This is a genomic window from Promicromonospora sp. NPDC110617 (assembly GCF_055598465.1).
The window spans coordinates 210,255-233,744 of the sequence record NZ_JBVKBM010000005.1; the positions used below are offsets into that span (position 1 = coordinate 210,255).

Genomic DNA, 23,490 nt, shown 5'->3' on the forward strand with positions numbered 1-23,490 from the left:
CGGCCGGACGTCAGAGCCGGAGGTCCACCACCACGGCCGCCACCCACGCGGCCGTCACCACCAGCGCGAGCACGACGTCCCCCCGGCCGATCGGGACGGGACGCCACACGGTGCGGGGGCGCTCGCCGAGGCCCCGGGACTCCAGCGCCAGCGCGATGCGTTCGGCCGACCGGATCGAGGTGACCAGCAGCGCGAAGGCGGCCCGCCCGGCGTCGGGCAGGCCGAACCGGGGACGCCCGCGGCGCAGGGGCGCGCGCACCGCCTGCGCCGCCCGGACGGTGGCCCACCGCGCGGGCATCGCCGTGAGCATGCGGTGGCCCGCCAGCACCGGGTAGGCGTACCGGGGGCTGAGGCGGGCGTGCTGCACCAGGCTCACCATCAGGTCTCGGGGCGGCGTGGAGGCCAGGAACCCGATCGTGAGCACACCGATGACGAGGCCGCGCAGCGCGAGGGCGACGCCGACCGTCAGCCCCTCGACGCTGACGGGCGCGCCCGGCACGAGCGGGGTGCCCGGCCGGCTGAGGCCGTTGACGGCGACAAGCCCCACGCCGAACACGACGAACGGCACCTGCCCCAGCACCAGGGTGCGCGGCGGGACGCGGGCGGCGACCCCGACCGCGACGACCGCGAGCGCGTAGAGGCCGAGCAGCGGACGCGGGTCGAGGAAGCCGAGGGTGGCGAGCGAGGCGGCGAGCAGGATCGCCGCCTTGACCGACGGGTTGCGGCGGCCCAGGTAGGGGGTGGGGGCCGTCACGCGGCCACGCCCAGCGTCAGGGCGGCGGCGTCCATGGCGCGCAGCGCCTCGGCCAGCTCGTGCCCGTCGCGGACCTCGTGCGCCAGCCGGCGGAGCAGGGCGGGTGGGCGCAGTCCCGCGCGCGCGAGCAGCGGCTCGTCGCGGAGCAGGTCGAGCGGTGTCGTGTCGGCCAGCAGGGTGCCGTCGGCGAGCACGAGGACCCGGTCGGCGTAGCCCGCGACGGCCCGCAGGTCGTGGCTGGAGAACAGCACGCCGCGGCCGTCGGCGGCGGCGTCGCGCAGCGCCCGGAGCACGCCCACCGAGGCGTGCCGGTCCAGGCCGAAGCCGGGCTCGTCGGCGAGCAGGAACGGGTGGTCGTGCACGAGCATCGCCGCGAGGCTGAGGCGGCGCTTCTGCCCGCCGGAGAGCCGGTAGGGGTTGTGGTCGGCGAGCCGGGTGAGCCCGAAGCGGGCCAGGGCCTCGTCGACCCGGGGCGCGGCGTCGGGCGGCAGGCCGTGCGCCACCTCCTGGCGCACCGTCGTGGCGGTGAGCTGGTGCTCCGGGTTCTGGAACACGAGCCCGGCCCGGGGGCCGTCCACGCTGCCCGCGGCCGGCCGGTCGAGGCCCGCGAGGCAGGTCAGCAGCGTGGACTTGCCGCTGCCGTTGGCGCCGACCAGCGCCGTCGTGGTCCCCGGGTGGAGCTCGAGGTCGACCCCGCGCAGCACCTCGCGGCGTCGGCCCCGGGGGCCGCGCGCCACGGACAGGCCGCGGGCGCGGAGGGTGGGGCCGTCGGGCGGGGTGAGGCGGGACGGGACGTCGTCCCGGCCGAGCTCCCGCAGCAGCCGCGCCGCCAGGGACCCGCCCGCGACGTCGCCCAGGAGCGCTGCCAGCTCCAGGTCGAGCGGGAGCCAGCAGCCCTCGCCGACCAGGTCCCGGAGCAGCGGCACGGTGAGGTCGCCGACGGCGACGTCGTGCCGGACGCGGCCGTCGGCGCCGAGCACGATCCAGCGCTCCGGGAGGGCCGCTGCCCCGGCGTCGCCCGCCAGCTCGTCGAGGCGGTGCTCCACGAGCACGCAGGCGGCGCCGGTCTCCCGCCGCACCACGTCGAGCGCGCTGCGCACGGCGTCGATCCCGGCGGCGTCGAGCATGGAGGTCGGCTCGTCGAGCAGCAGCAGGCGGGGCGACGGCGCGACGGCCGCCGCGAGCGCCACACGCTGCAGCTCCCCGCCCGACAGCTCCGCCGTCGCCCGCCCGGCGAGGCCCGAAGCCCCCGCCCGGTCGAGCGCCGTGCGCACGGCGGGCTCGATGAGGGCGGGGTCGATCGCGAGGTTCTCGAGCGGGAACGCGACCTCGTCGAGCACGTCGGGGAGGCACACGCCCGACTCCGGGTCCTGGGCCACGACGCCCACGACGTCGGCGAGCCCCGCGATCCCGGTGTCGGCCACGGACCGGCCGGCGACGTGCACCGCGCCGTCCACCTGCGCGTGGACGGCGTGCGGGACGGCGCCGTGCAGCAGCCGGAGCAGCGTCGACTTGCCGGAGCCCGACGGGCCGAGCACGAGCACGCTCTGCCCCGCCTCGATGCGCAGGTCGACGGGTCCCACCCCGTCGCCGGTGCCGTAGACCGCCTCCAGTCCGGCGGTCTCGACGACGGTCGCCCCGACGTCGGCGGCCGCCACGACGGCGTCAGCGCTCACGGCGCGCCACGGGTCCGCGGAGCGCGGCGTCCGCCCGGCCGATGGCGAACTCGTCGAGCACGCCGGTGCCGTGCAGGCGGTCGACGATCACCTTGGCGAGCAGGCCGCCCAGCACGAGGCCGGAGACGAGCTGGATGCCCAGGCGCAGCGCCAGGATGTCCTGTCCGTACCAGCCGAACCGGAACGCGGACCACACGAAGACCAGGCCCGCGCCCAGCAGGCCCGAGACCGCGTACACGCCCCACCCGAACCGACGGTAGCGGGTCAGCGCGAACGGGAGCTCGCTGCCGGCGCCCTGGATCGCCGCAGCCACCAGCAGGAGCGGCCCGACCGGCGAGCCGAGGAACACCACCTCGACGACGGAGGCGATCACCTCGGCGATGATGCCCACGAACGGCCTGCGGATGATCGCGACCGCGATCGGCGCCACGAGCAGCCAGCCGCCCAGCAGCACGTGCTGGGCCAGGTCGCCCGCCGGTCCCATCGCCACGGCGAGCCCGTTCCACGCCTGCACGAGCGCCCAGTACAGGAATCCGAACACCACGCCGAGCATCACCATGAGCACGATGTCGCGCAGCGGCAGCCGCGCCCGGCGGCGCGTCGTCGGCTCACTCACCGGTGCCGCCCGGGGCGCGGACGTGGCTCGGGCTGTTCACCGAGAGGGTGAGGTGGCTGGTGACGTGCTGCACCGTGCGGCCCGCCAGGACCCAGCCGGCGAAGGCGCTGGCGAGCACCCGTCCGGCGTCGCCCTCCAGGCGGGTGACGAAGTGCTGCGAGCCGCGGAACGTGCCGTTGTCCTTGGCCAGCTCGATCGCGGCGTAGATGTCGCGCATGTGGTCCGGCGTGACGTCCGCGCGGACGTCGTCGGCCAGCGGGTACAGCGCCCACTCGGCCGAGACGAACCGGCCGGTGTCGCGCCCCCGGGGCACCTCGGTGACCCGCGGGCCGGCCCCGCCCGGCAGGTCGCAGGCCACCTCGCCCGGGCAGCCCCGGGACAGGTGCACGGTGATCGCGGCGTGCTTGCCCGACGCCGCGATCCCGGCCGTCAGGTCGGTCACGTACCGCAGCAGGTCGGCCTCGGCGCCGCCCACGTAGGTGCTCACGTCGCCGGTCTCGACGACCAGACCGGTCGCGTCGGCCTGCCGCAGCGCGCCCAGGATCACGTCGACGTAGTCGTCCGACATCACCGCCGCGGTGATCCGCGCGCCGACGCCGAAGCGCATCGGGTCGCCGCGCAGCTCGGCGGTCTCGTCCGTTGCCGTGGCGTGGTTCGCCATCAGGTCCTCCCCTGTCCGTCGGATATCCGTCGGGCACAGGAGGACGGGGACCGGTACGGCCACGCCCTGAGGTCGCTTCCTGCGCCGGCATGATCCGGATCAGGTTCAACGGTCGGAGTTCGATTACTCCCTCTCAGCCCGGCCTACCGGACTCCCGTGCTCGGCGCCCACCATAACAGCCGCGAATGTCCGAATAGTGAGAGCAATCGCCCAGGCTCTGGTCAAGCCCGGGACGCGCGCCTACCCGACCCGCCCAACGTGCTCACGGCCATCGCCCCGGGCTCGGTCAGGTGGACGGCCCCTGGACGAGGATCGGCTCGACGAACCGCTCTCCCCCGGTCGCGGCCGGCTCGATGACGTTGTCGGCCGCGACCCGCCCCACACCCATGAGGTCGAGGTCGATCGTGGTGAGGCGGCGCAGCTTCTGGTCGATCACGACCTCCTCCCAGTTGTCGACGCCGATCACGGACACGTCGTCCGGCACCCGGCGACCCTGCGCCTCCAGGGCGTCGAGCACGCCGAACCCGATGTGGTCGTTGCCGCAGAACACGGCGTCGAAGGGCAGGCCGCCCTCGTCGAGAAGGTGCAGGGCCTGCTCGCCCCACTCACGGCGCCAGGATCCGTGCAGGGTCGTGACGGGTGCCAGACCGGCCTCCTCCAGCGCCCGTGACAGGCCGGCGGCGCGCCGCCGCACCGCGAGGTCGTCGGCCTGCGCGGTGACGTGCGCGATCCGGGTCCGGCCGCGCTCGACGAGGTGCCGCCCGGCGAGATACCCGGCCTGCTCGTTGTCCGGCAGGAAGACGTAGTCGCCGGGGTCGTCGGTGGCGGCGAAGGCGTAGGTGACCGGGACCTCGAACTGGTGCGTGATCGACGGGGTCACGCGCGCGTAGCCGGACCCGACCACCAGCAGCCCGTCGATGCGCCGGTCCTGCAGGGTCCGGATGCTCTCGGTCATGTCGCGGTGGGCGTCTATGCGGCCGTCGAACACGAGCGCGGCACGCTCCCGGCTCCCGAGCCGCAGGACGGCGCCCATGACGACCGGCCGGGAGAAGGTCGCCGTCGCGCGGTGGGTCAGCAGCCCGACGGTCCGGCTCCGGCCCGACGCGAACGACTGGGCGAGCGCGTTGGGCCGGAAGTCCAGGCGCTCGGCGGCCTCCAGCACGCGGGCCTTGGTCGCCGGCGAGACCACCGGGCTGTCGTTGAGCGCCTTGGAGGCGGTCGCCTTCGAGACGCCGGCCACCGCGGCGACGTCGCTCAGGCGCACGGCGCGTTGTGTCGCCATCCGATGATCCTAGCGAGCCGTCGCCGCAGGTCCGGGCACCTCGGCGGGCACGTCGGCCAGGTCGCCGCCGAACGCCTCGCGCGCCGCGCCGAACGGGAGGTCGCGGACGACGACGGGCCCGCCGCCGGCCAGCGACGCGTTGCCCGCCACACCGACCGCGAGCGCCCGGACACCGTCGAGCCAGGACGCGGCGCGGCCGAGCTCGTCGCGGTCGGCGCCGTCGCCCGCACCCAGGAACAGGTCGCGGAGCAGTGCGTCGTCGGCGCCGCCGTGCCCGCCCGTGGCCTGCGGCACGGGAACCTCGCGGGCGGTGCCAAAGTGCGACTGGACCAGCAGCCGCTCCCCCGTGGGGCGCAGGTCGTCGCCCTCCGCCGGGTCGCCCTGCGCCGACGGGTCGACGGGCCGTGCGGCGGCCCGGGACGAGACTGCGCCGCGCTCGACGACCGAGAGCTCCGCGCGTCCCCGGGTGCCGTTGATCGCGACCGTATAGCCCTCCCAGGGGGCGTGCGCGTTCAGTGCGTACGTCATGGTCGCGCCCCGCGCATAGTCGACGATCACCGACAGGTTGTCCTCGATGTCGATCCCGGCGGAGAACACGTCCTGGTCGCGCAGGTACCCGTCGTGGCCCTCCTGCTCGTGGTACAGGCCGCGCAGCAGCTCGTGGTCGCGCAGGTCGAGCGCGAACGGGTCGAGGTGGGCGCCGTCGTGGGTGCCGCGGGCGGGGCGCGGGCCCAGCCCGCGCCGGGCGGCGTTGACGTCGCCGTAGAAGCGGAGCCCGCCGCTGGCGTAGACGCGCGTCGGGAGGTCGGCGAGCCACCAGTTGACGAGGTCGAAGTGGTGGGACGACTTGTGCACGAGCAGCCCGCCCGAGCTCTCCTTGCGCCGGTGCCAGCGGCGGAAGTAGTCGGCGCCGTGCGAGGTGTCCAGGAGCCACTCGAAGTGCACGGACGTGACCTCGCCGAGGTCGCCGCGCGCGACGACCTCCTTCAGCGCGGCGTTGCGGGGCGAGTAGCGGTAGTTGAAGGTCGTGACGACGTCGCGCCCGGTGGCCTCGACGGCCTCCGCGATGCGGCGCACGCCCTCGGCGTCGGTCGTCAGCGGCTTCTCGACCACGACGTCGGCCCCGCCGTGCAGGGCGGCGACCACGAGGTCGGCGTGCGCGTGGTCCGGGGCGGTGACGATCACCCGGTCGATGCCCGCGTCCGCGACGTAGGCGGTGATCGCGCCCAGGTCGATGCGTTCCGGCGCCGGATACCCCGCCTCGGCGAGCCGCCGCTCGTTCCAGTCGAGCCGCCCGGCGTTGGTGTCGCCCCAGGCGACGAGCTCGGCCTCCGCGGCGTAGGGGCCGGTGAGCGCGTCGAGGTAGAGCTGGGCGCGGCCTCCCGTGCCGATCAGGGCGTACCGCGAGCGGCGGTCGGTGGTGCGTGTCATGGCTGTGTCCTCCGGGTTCGTGGGAAGTGAGGGGTCAACGGACCGGCACGACCGGGACGAAGAACGCGGCGTTCTTGCTCGGCCCGATGCCGCTGCCCCACTCCAGGAACCCCTGGCGGGTGCCGCCGTCGTTGTCGTTGGCCAGCAGGGAGAACGAGAACGCGCCGTCCTTCGGGTCCACGCCGAGCTCGGCCCAGGGCACCACGACGTCGTACGTCGTGGTCCCGGCCTTGCGCACGACCTTGGCCCTGACCGTGCTGACGGTCCCGGCCGGGGCCGTGTACCGGTAGACGGACGCCGTCTCGCCGGGGTGGATGCCGAGCTCGACGCGCGAGGCCGGGTCCTGCCCGGGTAGGCCGCGCGCGACGGCGAGCTGGATCGAGTCGCCCGCCCAGAGCCGGTCCACCGCGGCGGAGGGAAGGTGGTCCTCGTCGCGCAGCACCGCGCGGACCCGCAGGCCGCGGTCGCTCCACGACAGCGCGAAGGTGCCGCCCAGGTCGTCCGCGTCCGGCGTGCCGCCGCTGAGCGCGACGTAGGTGCCGCGGGCGCGCCAGTCCACGACGGCGGCGCGGTGCGGCTCCTTCGCGACCGGGGCCAGCGCCGTGGTGCCGGTGAGCTTCCGGGTCTCGCCCGCCGCCGTCAGCGAGACCGCGAACTTCGTGGGCTGCCACGGGGTGAGCGCCGCGCCGTCGATCGCCGACGTCGCGGTCTGCCCCGTGCCCACGGAGAAGGCGGGGACGGTGCCGGACGCCTCGCCGACGGTCCAGCCGACGTCGGCCACGTCCACGGCGTCGCCGCCCGGCAGGTTCCGGGTGCCGAGCGCGAGCCCGACGCCGCCCTTCCGGTCCGCGACCGGCCCGAAGGACAGCACGGGGTTCTGCACGACCTCGGTGGTGTCGCCGACGTAGGCGACCACCGCGTCGCCGCTGCGCACCGTGTAGGCGACGGGGCGCTCGCCCGCCTCGCGCATCGGCTCCAGGTCGAGCACGCCCTGCACCTCGGTGCCGGTGCCGGTCAGGGTGACCCCGCCCCCGACCGGGCCGACGACGCTCACGTCGCCGGTCACGCCCAGGGCCGCGCGGTCCACGGTCACGGGGACCGAGGCGCCGCCGCCGAGCGGGATCTGGTCGGGCGTGGTGACCTGCGCCGCCGCGTCGGCGACGACCGCCGGGGTGCCGGCCGCGCCGGTCACGTAGACGGGGTCGCCCCCGACCGTGAGCTCGACGGTCGCGTTCGGCAGGGCACGCCAGGACCGCCCGTCGCCCCGGACCAGCCGCGAGGACGGACCGGTCTGCACGGCCACGGTCACCGGGTCGCCCGTCGCCCACACCATGCGGACGACGCCGCCGGCCGCGTCCGCGAAGTCGGCCACCACCGCGCCGTCGAGGCGCCGGAGCTCGGTCAGCGTGCGCCCCGCCGTCTGCCGGTTGTAGACCGCGAGCGCCGGGTAGGCGGGCTTGGGCGTGAGCGCGGTGCCGCCGCCCGTGGGCAGCCGGCTGATGCCAAAGTTGTGCTCGGGCTCGGCGCGGTTGGCGCCGGAGTCGATGAGCTCGTAGTAGACGGTGCGCTCGACGCCCGCGGCCTCCAGCAGCGCGGCCGAGCGCACGACGTAGGCGGCCTGCTGCTGCTCGGTCGTGCCGCCGGTCGTCGTCGGCCAGCCGTGCTCGCTCAGCCAGATGGGGATGTCGGAGCCGGGCGCGTACTCGTCGATCAGGCCCCGCAGGGTCGCCACGCCGGCCTCGGTGCGGCCCTCGGGCGCGCCGGGGAAGTCGTAGGTGTGATAGCTGACGGCGTCCAGGTGGTCCAGGCCGCCGAGGGCGAACAGGTCCTCCATGAAGTCCCACCGCGCGCCCGCGCTGACGGGTCCGACGACGCGGGCACCGGGGGCCGCCTCGTGGATCGCGGCGGCGGCCGGTTCGAGCAGCTCGAGGTAGCAGGCGGCTGTCATGCCGCAGGCACCGGTGTTGAAGGTGTGGTTGAACTCGTTGTAGACCTCGTAGTCGACGCCCGAGCCGTAGTGCTCGGCGGCGGCCGCGGCGTAGCGCGCGTAGGCGGCGATGCCCTCGGGCGAGCTGGGCGTCTTGCCACCGTCGTACCAGCGGCTGAAGTAGGCGAGGATGACGATCGGGCGCTCGCCGCGGGCCTTCGCGGCCGCGATCTGGGCGTCGAACAGCGCGGGGAACTCGTACACCCCGGGCGACGTCTCGATGGTGTCCCAGGACGGTCCCTCGCGGACTGTCCCGGCGCCGAGCGGCCCCATGAGCGCGTCGATCTGGTCCACGGAGTAGCGGTTCACGTGGGCGGCGACGCCTACCTCGGTGTTCGGCCCCGACGAGCCCAGCGGGTCGACGACGGCCAGGGTGCCGGTGCGGGTCAGGGGCTCGGGCTCCGTGATGGAGAGGGTGAGGCCGTAGTAGCCGGCGGGCAGCGCCGACAGGTCGACCGAGGCCACGCCCGCCGTGGCGGCCGCCGTCCCCGTGTCGAGCCGCTGCCCGGAGGAGGCGCGCAGCTCCCACGCGACGCCGTCGGCGACCGTCTTGATGCCGACGTGCGCGTCGCCCGTCTCGTACACGAGAGCGGTGTCGGCGAACGCGAGCGTGCCGGGCGGCGGCTCGTGCTGCTCGAACGACGGGTTGACCACGAGGTTCTCGTCGTCGCCCGCCACGGACATGCGGGCGTCGTCGAACCAGACGGTCCCGGTGCCGCGCACGAGGAACCGCAGGACGAAGGTCATGCTGCCCGCGGGCTGGGTATAGCTCCACTCCAGGCGGGTCCAGCCGTTCGTGCCGGTGGGCAGCTCGACCCGCTGGGCGTGGTCGCCGCTGAGCACCACGTACGCGGCGTCGGACGCGGAGAGGTCCTGCGTGCGCACCCAGACGCTCATGTCGTAGGTGACGCCGCCGTTGGCGCGGATGTTCTGCCGCAGGTCCACGTACGAGGCCGAGTACGGGGAGTCGAAGTCGACACGGGCGGCGGCCGCGCCGTCCTGGGCTCCGGCGGTGTCCGCGGTGACCACGAACTCGGGGCTCCCCGAGACCGTGGTGGTCCACCCCGGGAACGAGTCGGAGGCGGCGAGGTCGGCGCGTGCGGACGGCGGGGCAACCAGCATGAGGCCTGCGAGCAGTCCGACGAGCAGGGTGGTCGAGGTGAGCAGGGCGAGGACGGCAGAAAGGGGCCATCTTGAGGCAACACGCATCAGGTTCTCCCTCCGGCTGACCGTCATCGGTCAGCCCTTCACGGCGCCGGCCTGGCCGGCGCTCCGCAGGAACTGGCGCTGGAACACGAGGAACAGCACGACCGGGATGACCACCGAGATGAACATCCCCGCCATGAGCAGGTTCGTCGGGGCCGTGTCGGCCACGCGGTACAGCCCGACCGACAGCGGCTGGAGGTCCGGCGACGGCAGCACGAGCAGCGGCCAGAGGAACTCCTTCCACGACGCGACGATCGTCAGCAGGGACACGACGCCGATCACGGGGCGCGACATGGGCAGGACGATCGACCAGAACACGCGGAACACCCCCGCGCCGTCGATCCGCGCGGCCTCGAACACGTCCCGCGGCAGGCCGTCGAAGAAACGCGCCACGAGCAGCACGTTGAACGCGCTGGCCGCCGACGGCAGCCAGACCGCCCAGAACGTGTTGACGAGGTTGACGCCGATCAGCGGCACGTCGAGCACCGTGACGTAGAGCGAGATGAGGGAAACGACGCCGGGGATGAACAAGGTCGCCAGCACGGCCCCGTTCACGACCCGGGCGTACCGGGGCCGCAGCACCGCGATGCCGTAGCCGCCGGTCAGGGCGACCAGCAGCCCGAAGAACCAGCACCCCGCGGCCACCCACACGGTGTTGAGCAGGTACTGCCCCACGTGGATCTGCGACCACGCGTCGCCGAGGTTCTGCCACTGCACGCCGCTGGGCCACCACGCGAACGGCTCGCGCAGGATGTCCTGGCTGGTGGACAGGGCGGCCTTGAACAGCCACAGCAGCGGACCGAGGGCGACGAGGCACAGGGCGGCCACGAGCAGCACGGCGAGCACCCGCGTGGTGATCCGCACGGACCGGCGCGACCGGTCGAGCGTCGAGACGTTCGAGCGCTCCTCGGCGTCGGCGGTGGTCAGGGTGGTCATGACTCGCTCCACTTCCGGGTGAGCCGCAGGTAGACGGCGGACAGGAGGCCCAGGCCGACCGCGAGCAGCAGGCTGAGCGCCGTGGCCTTGCCGAAGTCGCCCGAGAGGAAGGCGTAGTTGTACACGAGCATCAGAAGGGTCACGGTGCGGTTCTCCGGGCCGCCGCCGGTCATGACGAACGGCTCGGTGAAGACCTGCATGGTGCCGATGAGCTGGAGCAGGAGCATCAGCAGGATCACGCCCCGGAGCTGCGGCAGCGTGACGTGCCACGTGCGCTGCAGGATCGACGCGCCGTCGACCTCGGCGGCGTCGTACAGCTCGGTGCGGATCGACATGAGCGCGGCGAGGTAGATGATCGTCGCGGTGCCCGCCGACGCCCAGGTGGACTGGATCACGATGCTCGGGATGGCGAGCGCCGGCTCCTGGAGCCAGCCGACGGGCTCGATGCCCAGCCGGGCGAGCCCGCTGTTGAACAGGCCCGTGTCCGACGGCTCGTAGAACTGCTTCCACAGCAGCACGCTCACCACCGGCGGGATGATCACGGGCAGGTAGGCGAGCACGCTCGTGATCTGCCGCGTGCGCCGCAGCTCCGCCATGACCACGGCCATCAGGATGGGCAGGGGGAACCCGATCACCAGGGCGAGCACCGCGAACCAGGCCGTGTTGCCGAGCGCGGTCCACAGGAGCGGGTCGGCGAGCACCCGCTCGAAGTTGCTCAGTCCCACCCAGGTGGGCTCGGTGATGAGGTCCGTGCGCTGGAAGGCGAGGATGAGGCTCTTCGCGATCGGCCACCACGCGAAGTACCCGAAGGTGAGCAGCAGCGGGAGGAACATCACGAGGGTCCCGACCCCGCCGCCGCGCACCCACGACAGCAGCGTGGCGGCCGGTGACACGTTGTTCTTCCTCATCCGGCGTCGACGAGGTCCTGCACCTGCGCCTGGGCGGCCTGGAGCAGCTCGGCGGGGTCGGCGTCCTCGCGCGTGAGCACGGCCTGCGCCACCGGGTCGAGGGCGGCGTACAGCTCCTGCGCCTTGACCGCGGGCTCGGGCACGATGGTCGCGTCGGGCAGGCTGTCGATGTAGGCCTGGTAGTTCTCCCGCGGCACGTTGACCTGCGGCTCGATCCAGCCGAGGAAGGTCTCGTACTGCTCCTCGGAGACGACGGGCACCTCGGGCAGGCCCACGGGCAGGTCGTCGGCCACCTGCGACTCGGCCCAGGTGGTGGCGGCCTCCTCGTCGACGTAGCGGTCGAGGAAGTAGTACTTGGTCCACTCGAGCGCCGCGCAGAGCTGGTCCGGCGTCGCCTTGGGGTTGAACCACTGGATGTTGCCGCCGCCCAGCACGCCGACGGCGTCGTCGCCCGCCGGGAAGGGCGCCAGCCCGAAGTCCTCGGCGGGCATGCCGCGCCCGATCACGACGCTGTTGTAGAGGTTCGCGCCGTTCAGGCTCTGGCCGATGTAGCCCGCCGCGAGGTCGTCCCGGACGGTGTTGTTGTCGTGCAGGAAGTTGTCGCCGGCGGCGTCCTGCCCCCAGCGCACGTCGTGCAGGAACTCCAGGCTCTCCCGCATCCCCGGGGTGTCGAGGGTGACGGTCGTCGTGTCGCCGTCCGTCTCCTGGACGAGGCTGCCGTTCGAGTACGCCATCGAGGTCAGGAGCCAGCCGCCCACGTTGCCGGTGGTGGGGATGACGAAGCCCGTCTCCCCCGTCTTCTCGGAGATGGTCGCGGCGGCGTCCAGCACCTCGTCCCACGTGGCCGGCGGCGCGTCCGGGTCCAGGCCAGCCTGCTCGAACAGCGCCCGGTCGTACACGAGACCCATGGTGTAGGCGGCCCGGACGACGCCGAAGGTGTGCCCCTCCGCGTCCTGCGTGACGCCGGTGACCTGCGGGTTGAGCTGGCTCAGCACCTCGTCGTCCGCGACGTAGGTGGTGATGTCGGCGGCCTGCCCGCGCGCGATGAGCGCCTGGATGTCCGTGAACGGCACCTGCAGGGTGGTCGGCAGGGTCCCGCCGACCAGCAGCGCCGAGAACGTCGAGACGTCGTACTTGGTCTCCTCGTCCTCGATCGTGATGTTCGGGTGCAGCTCCTCGAACGCGGCGATCGCGTTCTCCCACGCCTCCAGCGTGGCCGCCTGGTCCGACGTCGGCCGCTCGCCCACCGTGATCGTCACGTCGGCCTCGGGGTCGCAGGCCGCCCCGACCTGCGCCTCCGTACCCGTGGCCGCCCCGTCCGAGCAGCCGCTCACCATGACTCCGACGAGCGCGAGACTCGAGACCACACCGCCGACGCGGCTCCAACGACGCTGTCGCATCCTCTACCCCTTCGTAGATTCCGGCTCTTCGATAAAACCGGTTTCACGAAGACTGCCCGCCGCAGCGCCGGGCTGTCAACCCCCGATCTCGCGCCGGGCCGTCCAGCGCTCCCGGACGAGCCAGGCCTCGCACGCCCGCGCCCACCCGAGCCACGACACGTCGAGACCCACGCCGTGCCCGCCGACGGGGTACAGGTGCAGCTCGTGCGGCACCCCCGCGCCCCGCAGCGCGGACGAGAGCAGGAGCGAGTGCTCGGCCGGCACCTTGTGGTCGTCGAACGAGTGGAAGACGAAGAACGGCGGCGCGGCGGGCGTCACGAGGGTGTCGAGCGACAGCGCCGTGCGCCGTGCGGGGGTGTCCTCCACACCGAGAAGGACCTCGGCGGAGTCCCGGTGCACGTGGTTCTCCAGCGTCACGACCGGGTACCCGAGGACGACGCCGTCGACGTGGGCGACCGGGTCCACCGGGGCGAGCGCCGCCAGCCCGGCGGCGTGGCCGCCCGCGGAGAAGCCCACCAGCAGCACCCGCTCGACGCCGCGCGACCGGAGCTCGGCGACCCGGGCGGAGACGGCACGGTGGGCCACGGGGTGCGGCTGCCCGACCGGGTACCGCAGCACGCTGGCCGGCAGGCCGAGCCCGCGCAGCCACTCGGCCACCGGCTCCGCCTCGTGCGGGGCGTGCCTCCGGTAGCCACCTCCGGGGAGCACGAGCGCATGATCTGTCATCGTCTATCCTTGAAACCGGTTTTAGGGAAGGGCTAGCGTGGCACGGGTCGCCGGAGGCCGGCAAGTCGTCGCGCGCGGGCTCCCGCCCTGTGCTCGCCCACGTCGGAGCCGGTGTCGCCGAGCCCCGCAGTCCGTCGCCACCGGAGGTTGTTGCCATGTCACATGATCTGCTCGTGCTGCGGGAGGGTGACGACGTCGCCGTCGCGACGCGGGACCTGAGTCCGGGTGATCGGGTCGCGGTTCCCGGGAGTGGCCTGGTCGAGGTCGGGCACCTCGACGTCGGACAACTCGTGCCGCGCGGGCACAAGATCGCCCTCCGTCCCGTACCGACCGGCGGTCAGGTGCGCAAGTACGGGCAGGTCATCGGGGTCGCCACCGCTCCCGTCGCTCCGGGGGATCACGTGCACTCGCACAACCTCGGGTTCGAGGACGGGTCACGGGAGGCGCCGCTGGGCGGCACGCATCACGAGCTCCGGGTGCCGGACGACGAGCCCCGGCCCACCTTCCGCGGGTACCGCCGGGCCGACGGCCGGGTCGGGACCCGCAACTTCGTCGCGATCCTGACCAGCGTGAACTGCTCGGCCTCCACGGCGAAGATGATCGCGGACCAGTTCCGCGGCAGCGTGCTGGACGAGTTCGACAACGTCGACGGTGTCATCGCCCTGACCCACACGAGTGGCTGCGGGCTGGTGCCGGACTCCGAGGGCGGGCAGATCCTGCTCAGAACCCTGCGCGGCTACGCCGCCCACCCCAACGTGACGGGCCTGCTGGTCCTCGGGCTGGGCTGCGAGATGGTCCCGGGCGCCGCGTTGTCGGCCCGGTCGGGGCAGGTCGCCGACCTCGGCATGCCCGGCATCGGCGCCCCCGACGAGACCCGGTCCGGGCTGCTGGCCGCGATCGCGGACGACACCGTGGTGCGGTCCTTGACCATCCAGGAGACCGGCGGCGTGCGGGCGTCGGTGCGGGCCGGGGTCGCCGCGATCCGCGAGATGCTGCCCCTGGTCAACGCCCGCGAACGCGTCGAGTGCGACGTGTCCGACCTGGTCCTCGCACTGAACTGCGGCGGGTCGGACGGGTACTCCGGCATCACCGCCAACCCGGCCCTCGGCTGGGCGTCGGACCGCCTGGTCGCCTACGGCGCGACGTCGGTGCTGGCCGAGACCCCCGAGGTCTACGGCGCCGAACACCTCCTCACGGCCCGCGCCACCGAGCCCGCTGTCGCGAAGAAGCTCCTGGACCGCATCGACTGGTGGCGCACCTACGTGGCCGCGGGCGGCGGCACCCTGGACAACAACCCGTCACCGGGCAACAAAGCCGGCGGGCTCACGACCATCCTGGAGAAGTCCCTCGGGGCCGTCGCCAAGGGCGGGCAGGCCGACCTGGGTGCCGTGTACGAGTACGCCGAACCCATCACGCAGCGCGGGTTCGGCTTCATGGACACCCCCGGGTACGACCCGGTCTCCGTGACGGGCCTGGTCGCGGGCGGCGCGAACGTCGTCGTGTTCACCACCGGGCGTGGGTCGGTGTTCGGGTGCCGACCGACCCCGTCGATCAAGGTGGCGACGAACACCCCGATGTACTCGGTGATGGCCGAGGACATGGACCTCAACGCCGGCGTCATCGTGGACGGCACCGCGACCGTGGCCCAGGTGGGCCGGCAGATCTTCGACCACATCCTCGCGGTCGCGTCCGGACAGCAGACCGTCGGCGAGGAGCTGGAGATCGGCGCCGAGGAGTTCATCCCCTGGCACCTCGGCGCCGTCACCTGACAGGTGCCTTCCGCTGCGTCCGCGCACACCACGGTTCCCCCGTGCGCGCCATGCCCAGGATCCTTCGAGGTGGCGCTACCGTACGGGTGCCTGCCTGGCAGACGTCGACGCCGACCCGAAACGGAGCTCCTGTGGCACGAGGCACCGGCATCCCCCGCCGCACCGGCGCGCTGCTCGCCGCGACGGGGCTCGCGGCGGCAGTCCTGGCCGGGTGCGGGTCTTCGCCCGTCACCGGCGCGGCGGCCGACCTGTCCCCCGACGCGGTCTCCGCCGCGCTCGAGGAGGGCGGCGACCTGCTGGTCTGGGCGTGGGAGCCCACGCTGGACCAGGTCGTCGAGAGCTTCGAGGCCGAGTACCCGAACGTGAACGTCGAGCTGGCGAACGTCGGCACGGGCAACGACCACTACGTGGTGCTGCAGAACGCGATCAGCGCGGGTTCCGGCGTGCCCGACGTCGCGCAGGTCGAGTACTACGCCCTGCCGCAGTTCTCCATCGCGGGGTCGCTCGCGGATCTCGCCCCGCTGGGCGCGGGCGACCTCGACGGCACCTACTCCCCCGGGACCTGGGGTTCGGTGACCGACGGCGACGCCGTGTACGGCCTGCCGATGGACTCCGGCCCGATGGCCCTGTTCTACAACGCCCGGACCTTCGAGGCCGCCGGCGCCGAGGTACCGGCGACCTGGGACGAGTTCGTCGAGGCGGCGCGCACGATCCACGCGCACGACAGCGACACCCACCTCATCGCGGACGACGGCAACGCCGGGTTCGCGACGTCGATGATCTGGCAGGCGGGCGGGACGCCGTTCACCGTCGACGGGACCACGGTGACCGTCGACCTCGCCGACGAGGGCTCGGCGCGGTTCGCCGGGATGTGGCAGCAGCTCCTGGACGAGGACCTCGTGGCCAAGGTCCCGGAGTGGTCGGACGAGTGGTTCCAGCGGCTCGGCGACGGGTCGATCGCCGCCCTGGTGACGGGCGCGTGGATGCCCGCGAACCTGGAGTCCGGCGCACCCGCCGCCTCGGGCGACTGGCGCGTCGCGCCCCTGCCGCAGTGGACGGCGGGCGCCACCGCGACGGCCGAGAACGGCGGCTCCGCGCTGTCGGTCACCGAGGCCAGCACCCAGAAGGCCCTGGCCTACGGGTTCCTGCAGTACGCGAACGCCGGCGACGGCGTGCAGGTCCGGCTCGACCACGGGAACTTCCCGGCCACGACGGCGGACCTCACCAGCCCCGAGTTCCTGGGCAAGGAGCCGGAGTACTTCGGCGGGCAGAAGATCAACGAGGTGCTCTCGGCGTCGGCCACCGGCGTCGTCCCCGGCTGGCAGTACCTGCCCTACCAGGTCTACGCGAACAGCGTGTTCCCCGACACCGTCGGCCAGGCGTACACCGGCTCGACGCGGCTGGCCGACGGCCTGGGCGCCTGGCAGGACTCCATCGTCAAGTACGGCAACGAACAGGGCTTCACCGTCTCGGGACCGTGAGCGAGGCCAGGAACGCGTCGGCCCGACGGACGAACAGGTGCGCCTCCCGTTCGGCCGACACCCGGCGCGCGCGCCAGGCCGCCTCGCGGACGGTGGCGACCGGCCGGCCCTGCGCGTGCAGCAGCCGGGCCCGGAGCAGCAGGATCAGCCCCTCGGCGTACCGCTGCCCGTGGGCGTCCAGGCGGTGCTCGGCGCGGTCCAGCGCGACTGCTGCCAGACGGAGCTGTCCCGACGCGAGCCGCATCTCGCCGAGCAGCCCGTACCAGGTGGAGACGCAGGAGCGGACCGGGTCGACCAGGTTCGTCTCGATGATGTGCTGGGCCTCGTCGGCGGCGGCCGCCGGGTCCTCGCCGGTGATCGCCCGGCCCCAGCACCGCGCAAGCCGCTGGTAGGTCCCCAGGAAGGCGTAGGACAGCTCCGGGTCGACGGCGATCCCCCGCTCCGCGGCACGGAGCGCCCACTCCGGCTCGCCCGCCAGGGCCGCGATGCGCGTGCTCCAGGTGGCCCACGCCGTGACGGTGTACCGGTCGTCGACGGGTTCGAGCCGGTCGAGCAGGGCACGCGCGCCCGCCAGGTCGCCGTGCAGCGCCGTGGTCTCCGCCAGCATCCCCGTCAGCAGCAGCTGGAGACCGGCCCGGACGGGGTCCGTCGGCGGTCCGGCGGCGTCGGCGAGGAGTGTCTGCCCGGACCGGCTGAGGTAGCGGAAGCCCTCGCCGATGTTGCCGACGTGGTACTGGTGGATGCCCCAGGCCTGCAGGCCGTAGGTCCGGATGATCGGGTGCTGCGAGTGCTCGGCCTGCTCGCGCAGGCGCGCGGCCAGCGGGCCGCACTGCGCCAGGTCGATGCCCTGGACGTGCGCCGCCCAGCGGGAGTAGAGGATCCCGGCGGCCTCCACCTCGCGGCCCAGGCTCCGCGCCAGGTGCTCGGCCCGTTCCAGGAGCTGCAGCTCCGCGCCCGCGTACATCGACCGCATCCCGATGACCGCGGTGAGCTCGGTGAGCGCGGCCAGCTCGACGTCCGCCAGGCCCGCGCCCCGCGCCACCCGCACGGCCGGCCGGAGGTGCTGTTCCGCCGCCTCCAGCGCCGACCTGGCCGCGGCCCGGCGCCCGGAGCGCACCAGCGCGGCGGCGGTGCGCGCCGGCTCCGCCAGCGGCCCCGCCGACCAGAGGTGGTGCGCCACGCGCTCCGGGACGGTCTCGCCGTCGGGCGCGTGCTCCAGCGCGTCGGCGATGCGCAGGTGCAGGCGTGCCGCGCGCCGGGACGCCGTCATCTCGCAGACGGACTCGCGGACGAGGTCGTGGGCGAACCGCACCGCGCTGGGGTTCCCGGGCGCGAGGGCGACCAGCCCGAGATCCTCGGCCGGCTCCAGGCGGGCCAGGCAGGTCGTGCCGTCGAGCCCGGCGGCCCGGGCCAGCAGGTTCAGGTCGACCTCACGGCCGATCAGGGCCGCGAGCTCCAGCACGTGCCGCGCGTCGTCGTCCAGCCCGGCCAGCCGGTCGCGGACGACGTCGCGCACCGTCGACGGGATGCCGGCGCGCGCCGCGGCGTCCGCGTCGAGCCGGCCGGCCCCGGCGGCCGACCGCGCCAGCTCCTGGACGAAGAACGGGTTCCCCGCGGCGCGGGCGTGCAGCGCGCGTACCGCGGCCGGATCGGGGTCCTGGCCCGTCTCGGCCCGCAGGAGCTCCCCCACCTCGTGCACACCGAGCGGGCCGAGGCGCAGGCGGCGGTAGCCCGCGGACCGGCTCAGGCCGGCGAGTGTCCGCGCCAGCTCGGTGGCGGGCGCCGGGGCCCGGTCGCGCAGCGCCCCGAGCAGGACGACGCCGGCCGGCTGCCGGGCCGCCACGTGACCGAACAGCCGGAGCGAGGCCGTGTCCGCCCAGTGCAGGTCGTCGACCACGAGCACGACCGGCCGCCGTGCGGCGGCGTGGGCGACGAGCGCGACGACGTGCTCGAACAGGCGGAACTGGCCGCTGCCGCCGGACAGGACCTGCCCGGTCAGGGCGTCGTCGTGCGGGTCGAGGAGCGGGCCGAGCCCCGCCGCCAGCCACCGCTCCCGCTCCCGCTCGTCCAGGGCGTCGAGGAGGGTGCGGACCACCTGCACCCACGGCCACAGGGGTGGCGCGCCCTCGCCGTCGGTGCACCGGCCCCAGACCTCGAGGGCGTCGTGGCCGGTGCGGGTCGCCTCCTCGAGCAGGCGGGTCTTGCCCGCCCCCGGCTCCCCCTCGACCAGCACCAGCGCGGTGCCGCCGGCGCGCGCACCGTCCAGCACGGCGCGCAGGACGGCGAGCTCGGCGGACCTGCCCACCAGGGCGCTCCCGGGCGGTGGCGCGACGTCGGCGTCCGCTCCGCCCGCCTGCGGCGTCGCGGTCCCGGAGGGCGCCGCCGGCACGACGTCCTGGCGCAGCACCCTGCGGTGCGCCGTCTCGAGAGCCGGACCCGGACGGATGCCGAGCTCCCCCGCCAGCCGCGCGCGGACGGTCCGGAACACCGACAGGGCCTCCGCCTGCCGGCCCGCTGCCGCGAGGACGGTGACGTGGGCGGCCTGGACCGGCTCGTGCAGCGGGGCCATCGAGGCGGCCAGCCGTAGCGACGGGAGCACGAGCTCGGGCCGGCCACGGGACACGGCGACGTCGGCGGCCTCCGTGCACGCGTCGAGGAACTCACGGTCCAGCCCGGTGAAGACGGGCGCGGCCTCGGGCCCGTGGGTCAGCCCGTCGCCGGCCGGCCCCTGCCACAGCCTCAGCCCCTGGACGTACCGGCCGAGCGCCTCGTCGTGCCGTCCTCGGTCGCGGGCGCCCCGTGCGGCGCCGACCAGCTCCCGGAACGTCGCGAGGTCCAGGGTCGCGTCGCCGGACTGCCACAGGTAGCCGTCCCCGCGGCGCAGCAGGAAGGAGCTGTCGCCGCGCCGCGCCAGCCCGGGCTCCAGCAGGCGCCGCAGCGCGCTGACGTACTTGTGCACCACGTTCGGCGCGCTGCCCGGGGCGCGGTCGCCCCAGATCAGGTCGACGAGCTCGCCCTGGCCGACCGGGGCGCCGTCGTGCGCGAGCAGGAGCGCGAGCAGGAGCGCCTGCTGCCGTGGCCCGGTGTCCAGCTCGACGCCGCCGCGCCAGATCCGCAGCGGCCCGAGGAGCTGGAGCCGCAGCGCGGTCCCGGCGGCCGCACGTGCCTCCGCGCCGACAGCCACGGCGACGGGCTGAACATCCACTTCCACCATCCACACCCCGATCGGCGCGACACCCGCATCCTGTGCGGCCGGATGGTGGTCGGACCGTCCAGGCTACGGTCAGACTCTAGCGTCCGGAGCGCCGTCGCACCGGGAAAGATCACCCGCCTCCGGGACCGGGGCAGGTCCCACCCACCGGCATAGACTCTGATGTCGCGCGCGGCGCCCCTGACCCGCGCGCGAAACGAAGACGCCGAGCGGGGAGGTGGGCCCATGGACGTGCCGTCCGGCCCCGGCGCCCGCGACGACCGTCCCCGGTCACCCGCCTCCGGGCCGTTGCGGCTGCAGGTGCTGGGACCGCTGCGGATCTGGCGCGGCGACGTCGAGCTGGACGCCGGACCGCGGCAGCAGGCCTGCCTCCTGGCGGTCCTGCTGGCCCGCGTCGGACAGCCGACCGGGACGGGCGAGCTGATCGAGTCCATCTGGGGCGACGCGGCGCCCGCGAGCGCCCTCAACACGATCCACAAGTACGTCGGGGCGCTGCGACACCTGCTGGAGCCCGAGCGCCCCACCCGGGGGGCGAGCTCCTACCTGGTGCGCCGTGGCGACTCCTATCTCTGCACAGCGGGTCCGGAGACGCTGGACCTCGTGGCGTTCCGGCGGCTCACGGACCGGGCCGCGGGGGCAGCCGGCGACGGGCGGCGGGCGGGCGCCCTCGATCTGTACGCCGAGGCGCTGAGGCTCTGGACCGGCCCCGCCTGCGAGGGCCTGCTGCACGAACCGGTCGCGACCGGGCTCCTCGCGGGCCTGGACGCGGAGTTCTTCGACACCTGCCTGGTGGCCGCCGAGCTCGCGGCGGACCTGCGCGAGCCGGAGCGGGTCCTGCCGCACCTGCGCCTGGCCGCCGCGATGGAGCCGCTCCACGAGCCGGTCCAGGCGAGTCTCGTCACCTCCCTGGCGGCCGCCGGGCGCACGGCCGAGGCGATGTCGGTGTACGAGGCGGCGCGGGACCGTCTCGCCGACGAGCTCGGCATCGATCCGGGGCCTGCGTTGCGTGACGCGCGCGAACACCTGCTCCGCGGGCCGATGCCCACGGCCGGAGGCCCGGCCGCGACGCCGCGTCCGGGGACCGGCATCGTCGGCCGGGCGGACGAGATCTCCGTGCTGCGGGAGGTCCTGGAGCCGGCGTTCGGCGCAGGCTCGGGTCTCGCGCTCGTGGAGGGCGAGCCGGGGGTCGGCAAGACGCGTCTGCTCAAGGAGATCTCGGCCGAGGCGCAGCGGCGCGGCGCGCTGGTCGTGTGGGGCAACTGCCTCGACGGAGCGGGCGCGCCGACGATGTGGCCGTGGATCCAGGCCGTCGGGGCGCTGTTGGACAGCCTGCCCGCGGACGCACGCGCGGAGTCCCTGGCCGGCGAGCTCGGCCAGCTGCTGGAGCCGCACGACAACCTGCTGGCCGGGGACATCATGCCGGACAGCAACCTGCAGTTCCGGCTGTTCGAGCAGGTGGTCGCGGTGATCGGCGCGGCGGGTACGGACCGGCCGCTGGTGCTGGTGATCGACGACCTGCACTGGGCGGACGCCACCTCCCTGCGGCTGCTCGCCCACCTGGCGACCCGGCTGCCCGGCGGAGCCGTCGTGATCGGCGCCCTCCGGGACCAGCGGGCGGGGACCGACTCGGAGCTGGCCCGGACGCTCGCGGCGGTGAGCCGTGCGCCGGGACAGCGCCGGATCCGGCTCGGGCCGCTGCGCCCGGCTGACGTGGCGGAGCTCGTCCGCCGGGAGACCGGGCAGGCGCCCGGTCCCGAGGTCACCGCCGACCTCCACGCCCGCACCGGCGGGAACGCGTTCTTCGTCCGGGAGCTGTCTCGGCTGCTGGCCGAGAGCGGCGCGCTCACCCCCGAGGCCGTGGCGCGAGCCGGCGTGCCGTCCTCGGTGGTGGACGTCGTCCGCGGCCGCATGGCCGCCCTGGACGACGAGGCCAGGGACCTGCTGCGGCTCGCGGCCCTCGCCGGGCGGAACATCGACGTGGCGCTCCTGGCCGAGGCCGCCGGCCTTGACGTGCCGACCTGCCACGACCGGCTCGAGCCCCTGGAGGCCGCGGGTCTGGTCGAGCCGATGCCGGGCAACCCGTTCGCGGTCCGGTTCACGCACGACGTCGTGCGCGAGTCGGTCGCGGGAACCGTCACCCCGCTGTACGCGGGCCGGCTGCACCTTCGGCTGGCAGACGCGCTGGAGCGCACGAGCCCCGACCACGAGCCGGTCGCCGAACGCCTCGCGCACCACCTGTGGGCCGCCGGGCCGCTCTCCGACCCCGCCCGCACGGCGAACGCCCTGGTGGAGGCGGGCCGGTGCGCGGCCGGGAAGTCGGCGTTCGAGGCGGCGGCGGAGCACCTGCAGGCGGCCGCCCGCATCGCGCGTGCCGCGGGACTGGCCGAGCTGGAGCTGTCGGCGCTGTCGCAGCTCACGGCGGTGGTCGGGATGCGCGCCGGGTACGTCGCCTCGGCCATCGACGTGCTGGAGCGGGCCGAGCACCTGGCCCGGGAACTGGGGCACGAGGTCGTGGCCGCCGACTTCCTCTTCTCCCGGTGGGCCGGGTACTCCCAGGGGATCGAGCTCGACCTCGCCGGCCGCCTGGCCCGCCAGCTCCTCGACCACGGCGAGACCTCGGCGAGCCCCGTCGTGCGGGCGTACGGGCAGCACGCCTGGGGCATCCACCAGTGGGACGTCGGCAACATCGGCGAGGCCTTCCGGTACCTGAGCAAGTCCCGCACCACGATGCTCGACGACGCCGTGGGCCGCGAGGACCAGCTCCGGCACGACCTGCAGCTCCTCTCGCCCGTGATGCTCGCGCTGATGACGGCCCTGCACGGCGACGTCGACGCGGCCCGCGAGCAGCTCGACGCCCTGGAGGCCGCCGCCGCGGACGACCCGTACGCGATCACCGTCTGGGCCGCGTTCGCCGTCACCGTCGCGGCCCTCGCCGGGGAGCCCGCCTGGGCCCTGCGGGCGGCGGACCGGGGCATCGCCATGGATCCCGAGTTCTCCTTCGTCTTCCTCGGCAGCTACCAGCGGCTGGCCCGGTGCTGGGTGCAGGCGCTGACCGGCAGGGACGCGGCCGGGTCCGCGCGTCGGGCGGAGGAGCTCATCGCCACCGCGCTGCTCGACCCGCCGCGGTCCGGCCTGGCGACCTGGTACGGGCTGCTCGCCGAGATGTGGCTGTCGGCAGGGAGCCTGACCCAGGCGGCCGCAGCGCTCGACCGCGCCGACGAGGCGCTGGAGGCCCACGGCCAGCGCTACCCCGAGGGCTTCCTCCTGCTCGTCCGCGCCCGGCTGCTGCGGGCCTCCGGCGAGCCGGACGACGTCGTCCGCGCGGCGGCCGAGCGAGCCCGGGCGCTCGCCACGGAACGGGAGGCCCACCTGTTCGCCCACCGCGCCGAGCAGCTCCTCCGGGACCTGCCGGGCGGGGCAGCCGACCGCTGACCCCGCCCGCCGGC

Annotated in this window: 15 protein-coding genes and 1 riboswitch; of the genes, 3 read left to right on the forward strand and 12 right to left on the reverse strand. The window is 74.6% G+C overall.

Annotation, left to right across the window (positions count from 1 at the left end; all coding sequences use genetic code 11):
- Positions 1-10: 10 nt before the first annotated feature.
- From ACZ7LE_RS25040 to ACZ7LE_RS25090, 11 genes are all read right to left on the reverse strand, one after another.
- On the reverse strand, positions 11-754 hold the full coding sequence (locus ACZ7LE_RS25040; RefSeq protein ID WP_470405928.1) for an energy-coupling factor transporter transmembrane component T family protein: 744 nt from the start codon (positions 752-754) through the stop codon (positions 11-13).
- Complete coding sequence (locus ACZ7LE_RS25045; RefSeq protein WP_470405929.1) at positions 751-2,430, reverse strand: ABC transporter ATP-binding protein; 1,680 nt, start codon at positions 2,428-2,430, stop codon at positions 751-753. Before ACZ7LE_RS25045 ends, ACZ7LE_RS25040 begins: the two co-directional genes overlap by 4 nt.
- Positions 2,420-3,046, reverse strand: coding sequence for an ECF transporter S component (locus ACZ7LE_RS25050; RefSeq protein ID WP_470405930.1), 627 nt, complete (start codon positions 3,044-3,046; stop codon positions 2,420-2,422). The genes ACZ7LE_RS25045 and ACZ7LE_RS25050 overlap by 11 nt, the downstream gene beginning before the upstream one ends.
- Complete coding sequence (locus tag ACZ7LE_RS25055; protein ID WP_470405931.1) at positions 3,039-3,707, reverse strand: YkoF family thiamine/hydroxymethylpyrimidine-binding protein; 669 nt, start codon at positions 3,705-3,707, stop codon at positions 3,039-3,041. Before ACZ7LE_RS25055 ends, ACZ7LE_RS25050 begins: the two co-directional genes overlap by 8 nt.
- A gap of 74 nt (positions 3,708-3,781) precedes the next feature.
- Positions 3,782-3,867, reverse strand: a riboswitch (TPP riboswitch).
- A 126-nt stretch (positions 3,868-3,993) separates the two neighbouring features.
- A complete protein-coding gene (locus tag ACZ7LE_RS25060; protein WP_470405932.1) occupies positions 3,994-4,989 on the reverse strand; it encodes a LacI family DNA-binding transcriptional regulator in 996 nt (331 codons plus the stop codon).
- A gap of 9 nt (positions 4,990-4,998) precedes the next feature.
- Positions 4,999-6,420, reverse strand: a complete 1,422-nt coding sequence (locus ACZ7LE_RS25065; RefSeq protein WP_470405933.1) for a Gfo/Idh/MocA family oxidoreductase — start codon at positions 6,418-6,420, stop codon at positions 4,999-5,001.
- Between the two features lie 34 nt (positions 6,421-6,454).
- Complete coding sequence (locus tag ACZ7LE_RS25070) at positions 6,455-9,616, reverse strand: hypothetical protein (RefSeq protein WP_470405934.1); 3,162 nt, start codon at positions 9,614-9,616, stop codon at positions 6,455-6,457.
- 30 nt (positions 9,617-9,646) lie between these two features.
- Positions 9,647-10,549 (reverse strand): carbohydrate ABC transporter permease, encoded by a 903-nt coding sequence (locus ACZ7LE_RS25075; protein ID WP_470405935.1) that lies wholly within the window; start codon positions 10,547-10,549, stop codon positions 9,647-9,649.
- Entirely contained in the window at positions 10,546-11,457 is a 912-nt protein-coding gene (locus ACZ7LE_RS25080) for a carbohydrate ABC transporter permease (RefSeq protein WP_470405936.1), read from the reverse strand. Before ACZ7LE_RS25080 ends, ACZ7LE_RS25075 begins: the two co-directional genes overlap by 4 nt.
- Positions 11,454-12,857 (reverse strand): ABC transporter substrate-binding protein, encoded by a 1,404-nt coding sequence (locus tag ACZ7LE_RS25085; protein ID WP_470405937.1) that lies wholly within the window; start codon positions 12,855-12,857, stop codon positions 11,454-11,456. The genes ACZ7LE_RS25080 and ACZ7LE_RS25085 overlap by 4 nt, the downstream gene beginning before the upstream one ends.
- 75 nt (positions 12,858-12,932) lie before the next feature.
- Positions 12,933-13,583 carry an alpha/beta hydrolase gene (locus ACZ7LE_RS25090; RefSeq protein ID WP_470405938.1) on the reverse strand — a complete coding sequence of 217 codons (651 nt, stop codon included), beginning with the start codon at positions 13,581-13,583 and terminating at the stop codon, positions 12,933-12,935.
- 155 nt (positions 13,584-13,738) lie between these two features.
- Between ACZ7LE_RS25090 and ACZ7LE_RS25095 the strand changes: the two genes are divergently transcribed.
- The gene (locus ACZ7LE_RS25095) at positions 13,739-15,352 is read left to right on the forward strand and encodes a UxaA family hydrolase (RefSeq protein WP_470405939.1); all 1,614 of its coding nucleotides are present in this window, start codon (positions 13,739-13,741) and stop codon (positions 15,350-15,352) included.
- A gap of 131 nt (positions 15,353-15,483) precedes the next feature.
- Positions 15,484-16,833 (forward strand): ABC transporter substrate-binding protein, encoded by a 1,350-nt coding sequence (locus ACZ7LE_RS25100; protein ID WP_470405940.1) that lies wholly within the window; start codon positions 15,484-15,486, stop codon positions 16,831-16,833.
- Here ACZ7LE_RS25100 and ACZ7LE_RS25105 read toward each other — a convergent pair.
- On the reverse strand, positions 16,814-20,038 hold the full coding sequence (locus tag ACZ7LE_RS25105) for an ATP-binding protein (protein ID WP_470405941.1): 3,225 nt from the start codon (positions 20,036-20,038) through the stop codon (positions 16,814-16,816). The two genes, ACZ7LE_RS25100 and ACZ7LE_RS25105, sit on opposite strands and share 20 nt — an antisense overlap.
- Positions 20,039-20,269: 231 nt before the next feature.
- Between ACZ7LE_RS25105 and ACZ7LE_RS25110 the strand changes: the two genes are divergently transcribed.
- Positions 20,270-23,476: an ATP-binding protein gene (locus ACZ7LE_RS25110; protein WP_470405942.1), complete on the forward strand. Its 3,207-nt coding sequence runs from the start codon at positions 20,270-20,272 to the stop codon at positions 23,474-23,476.
- The last annotated feature ends 14 nt before the right edge of the window (positions 23,477-23,490 follow it).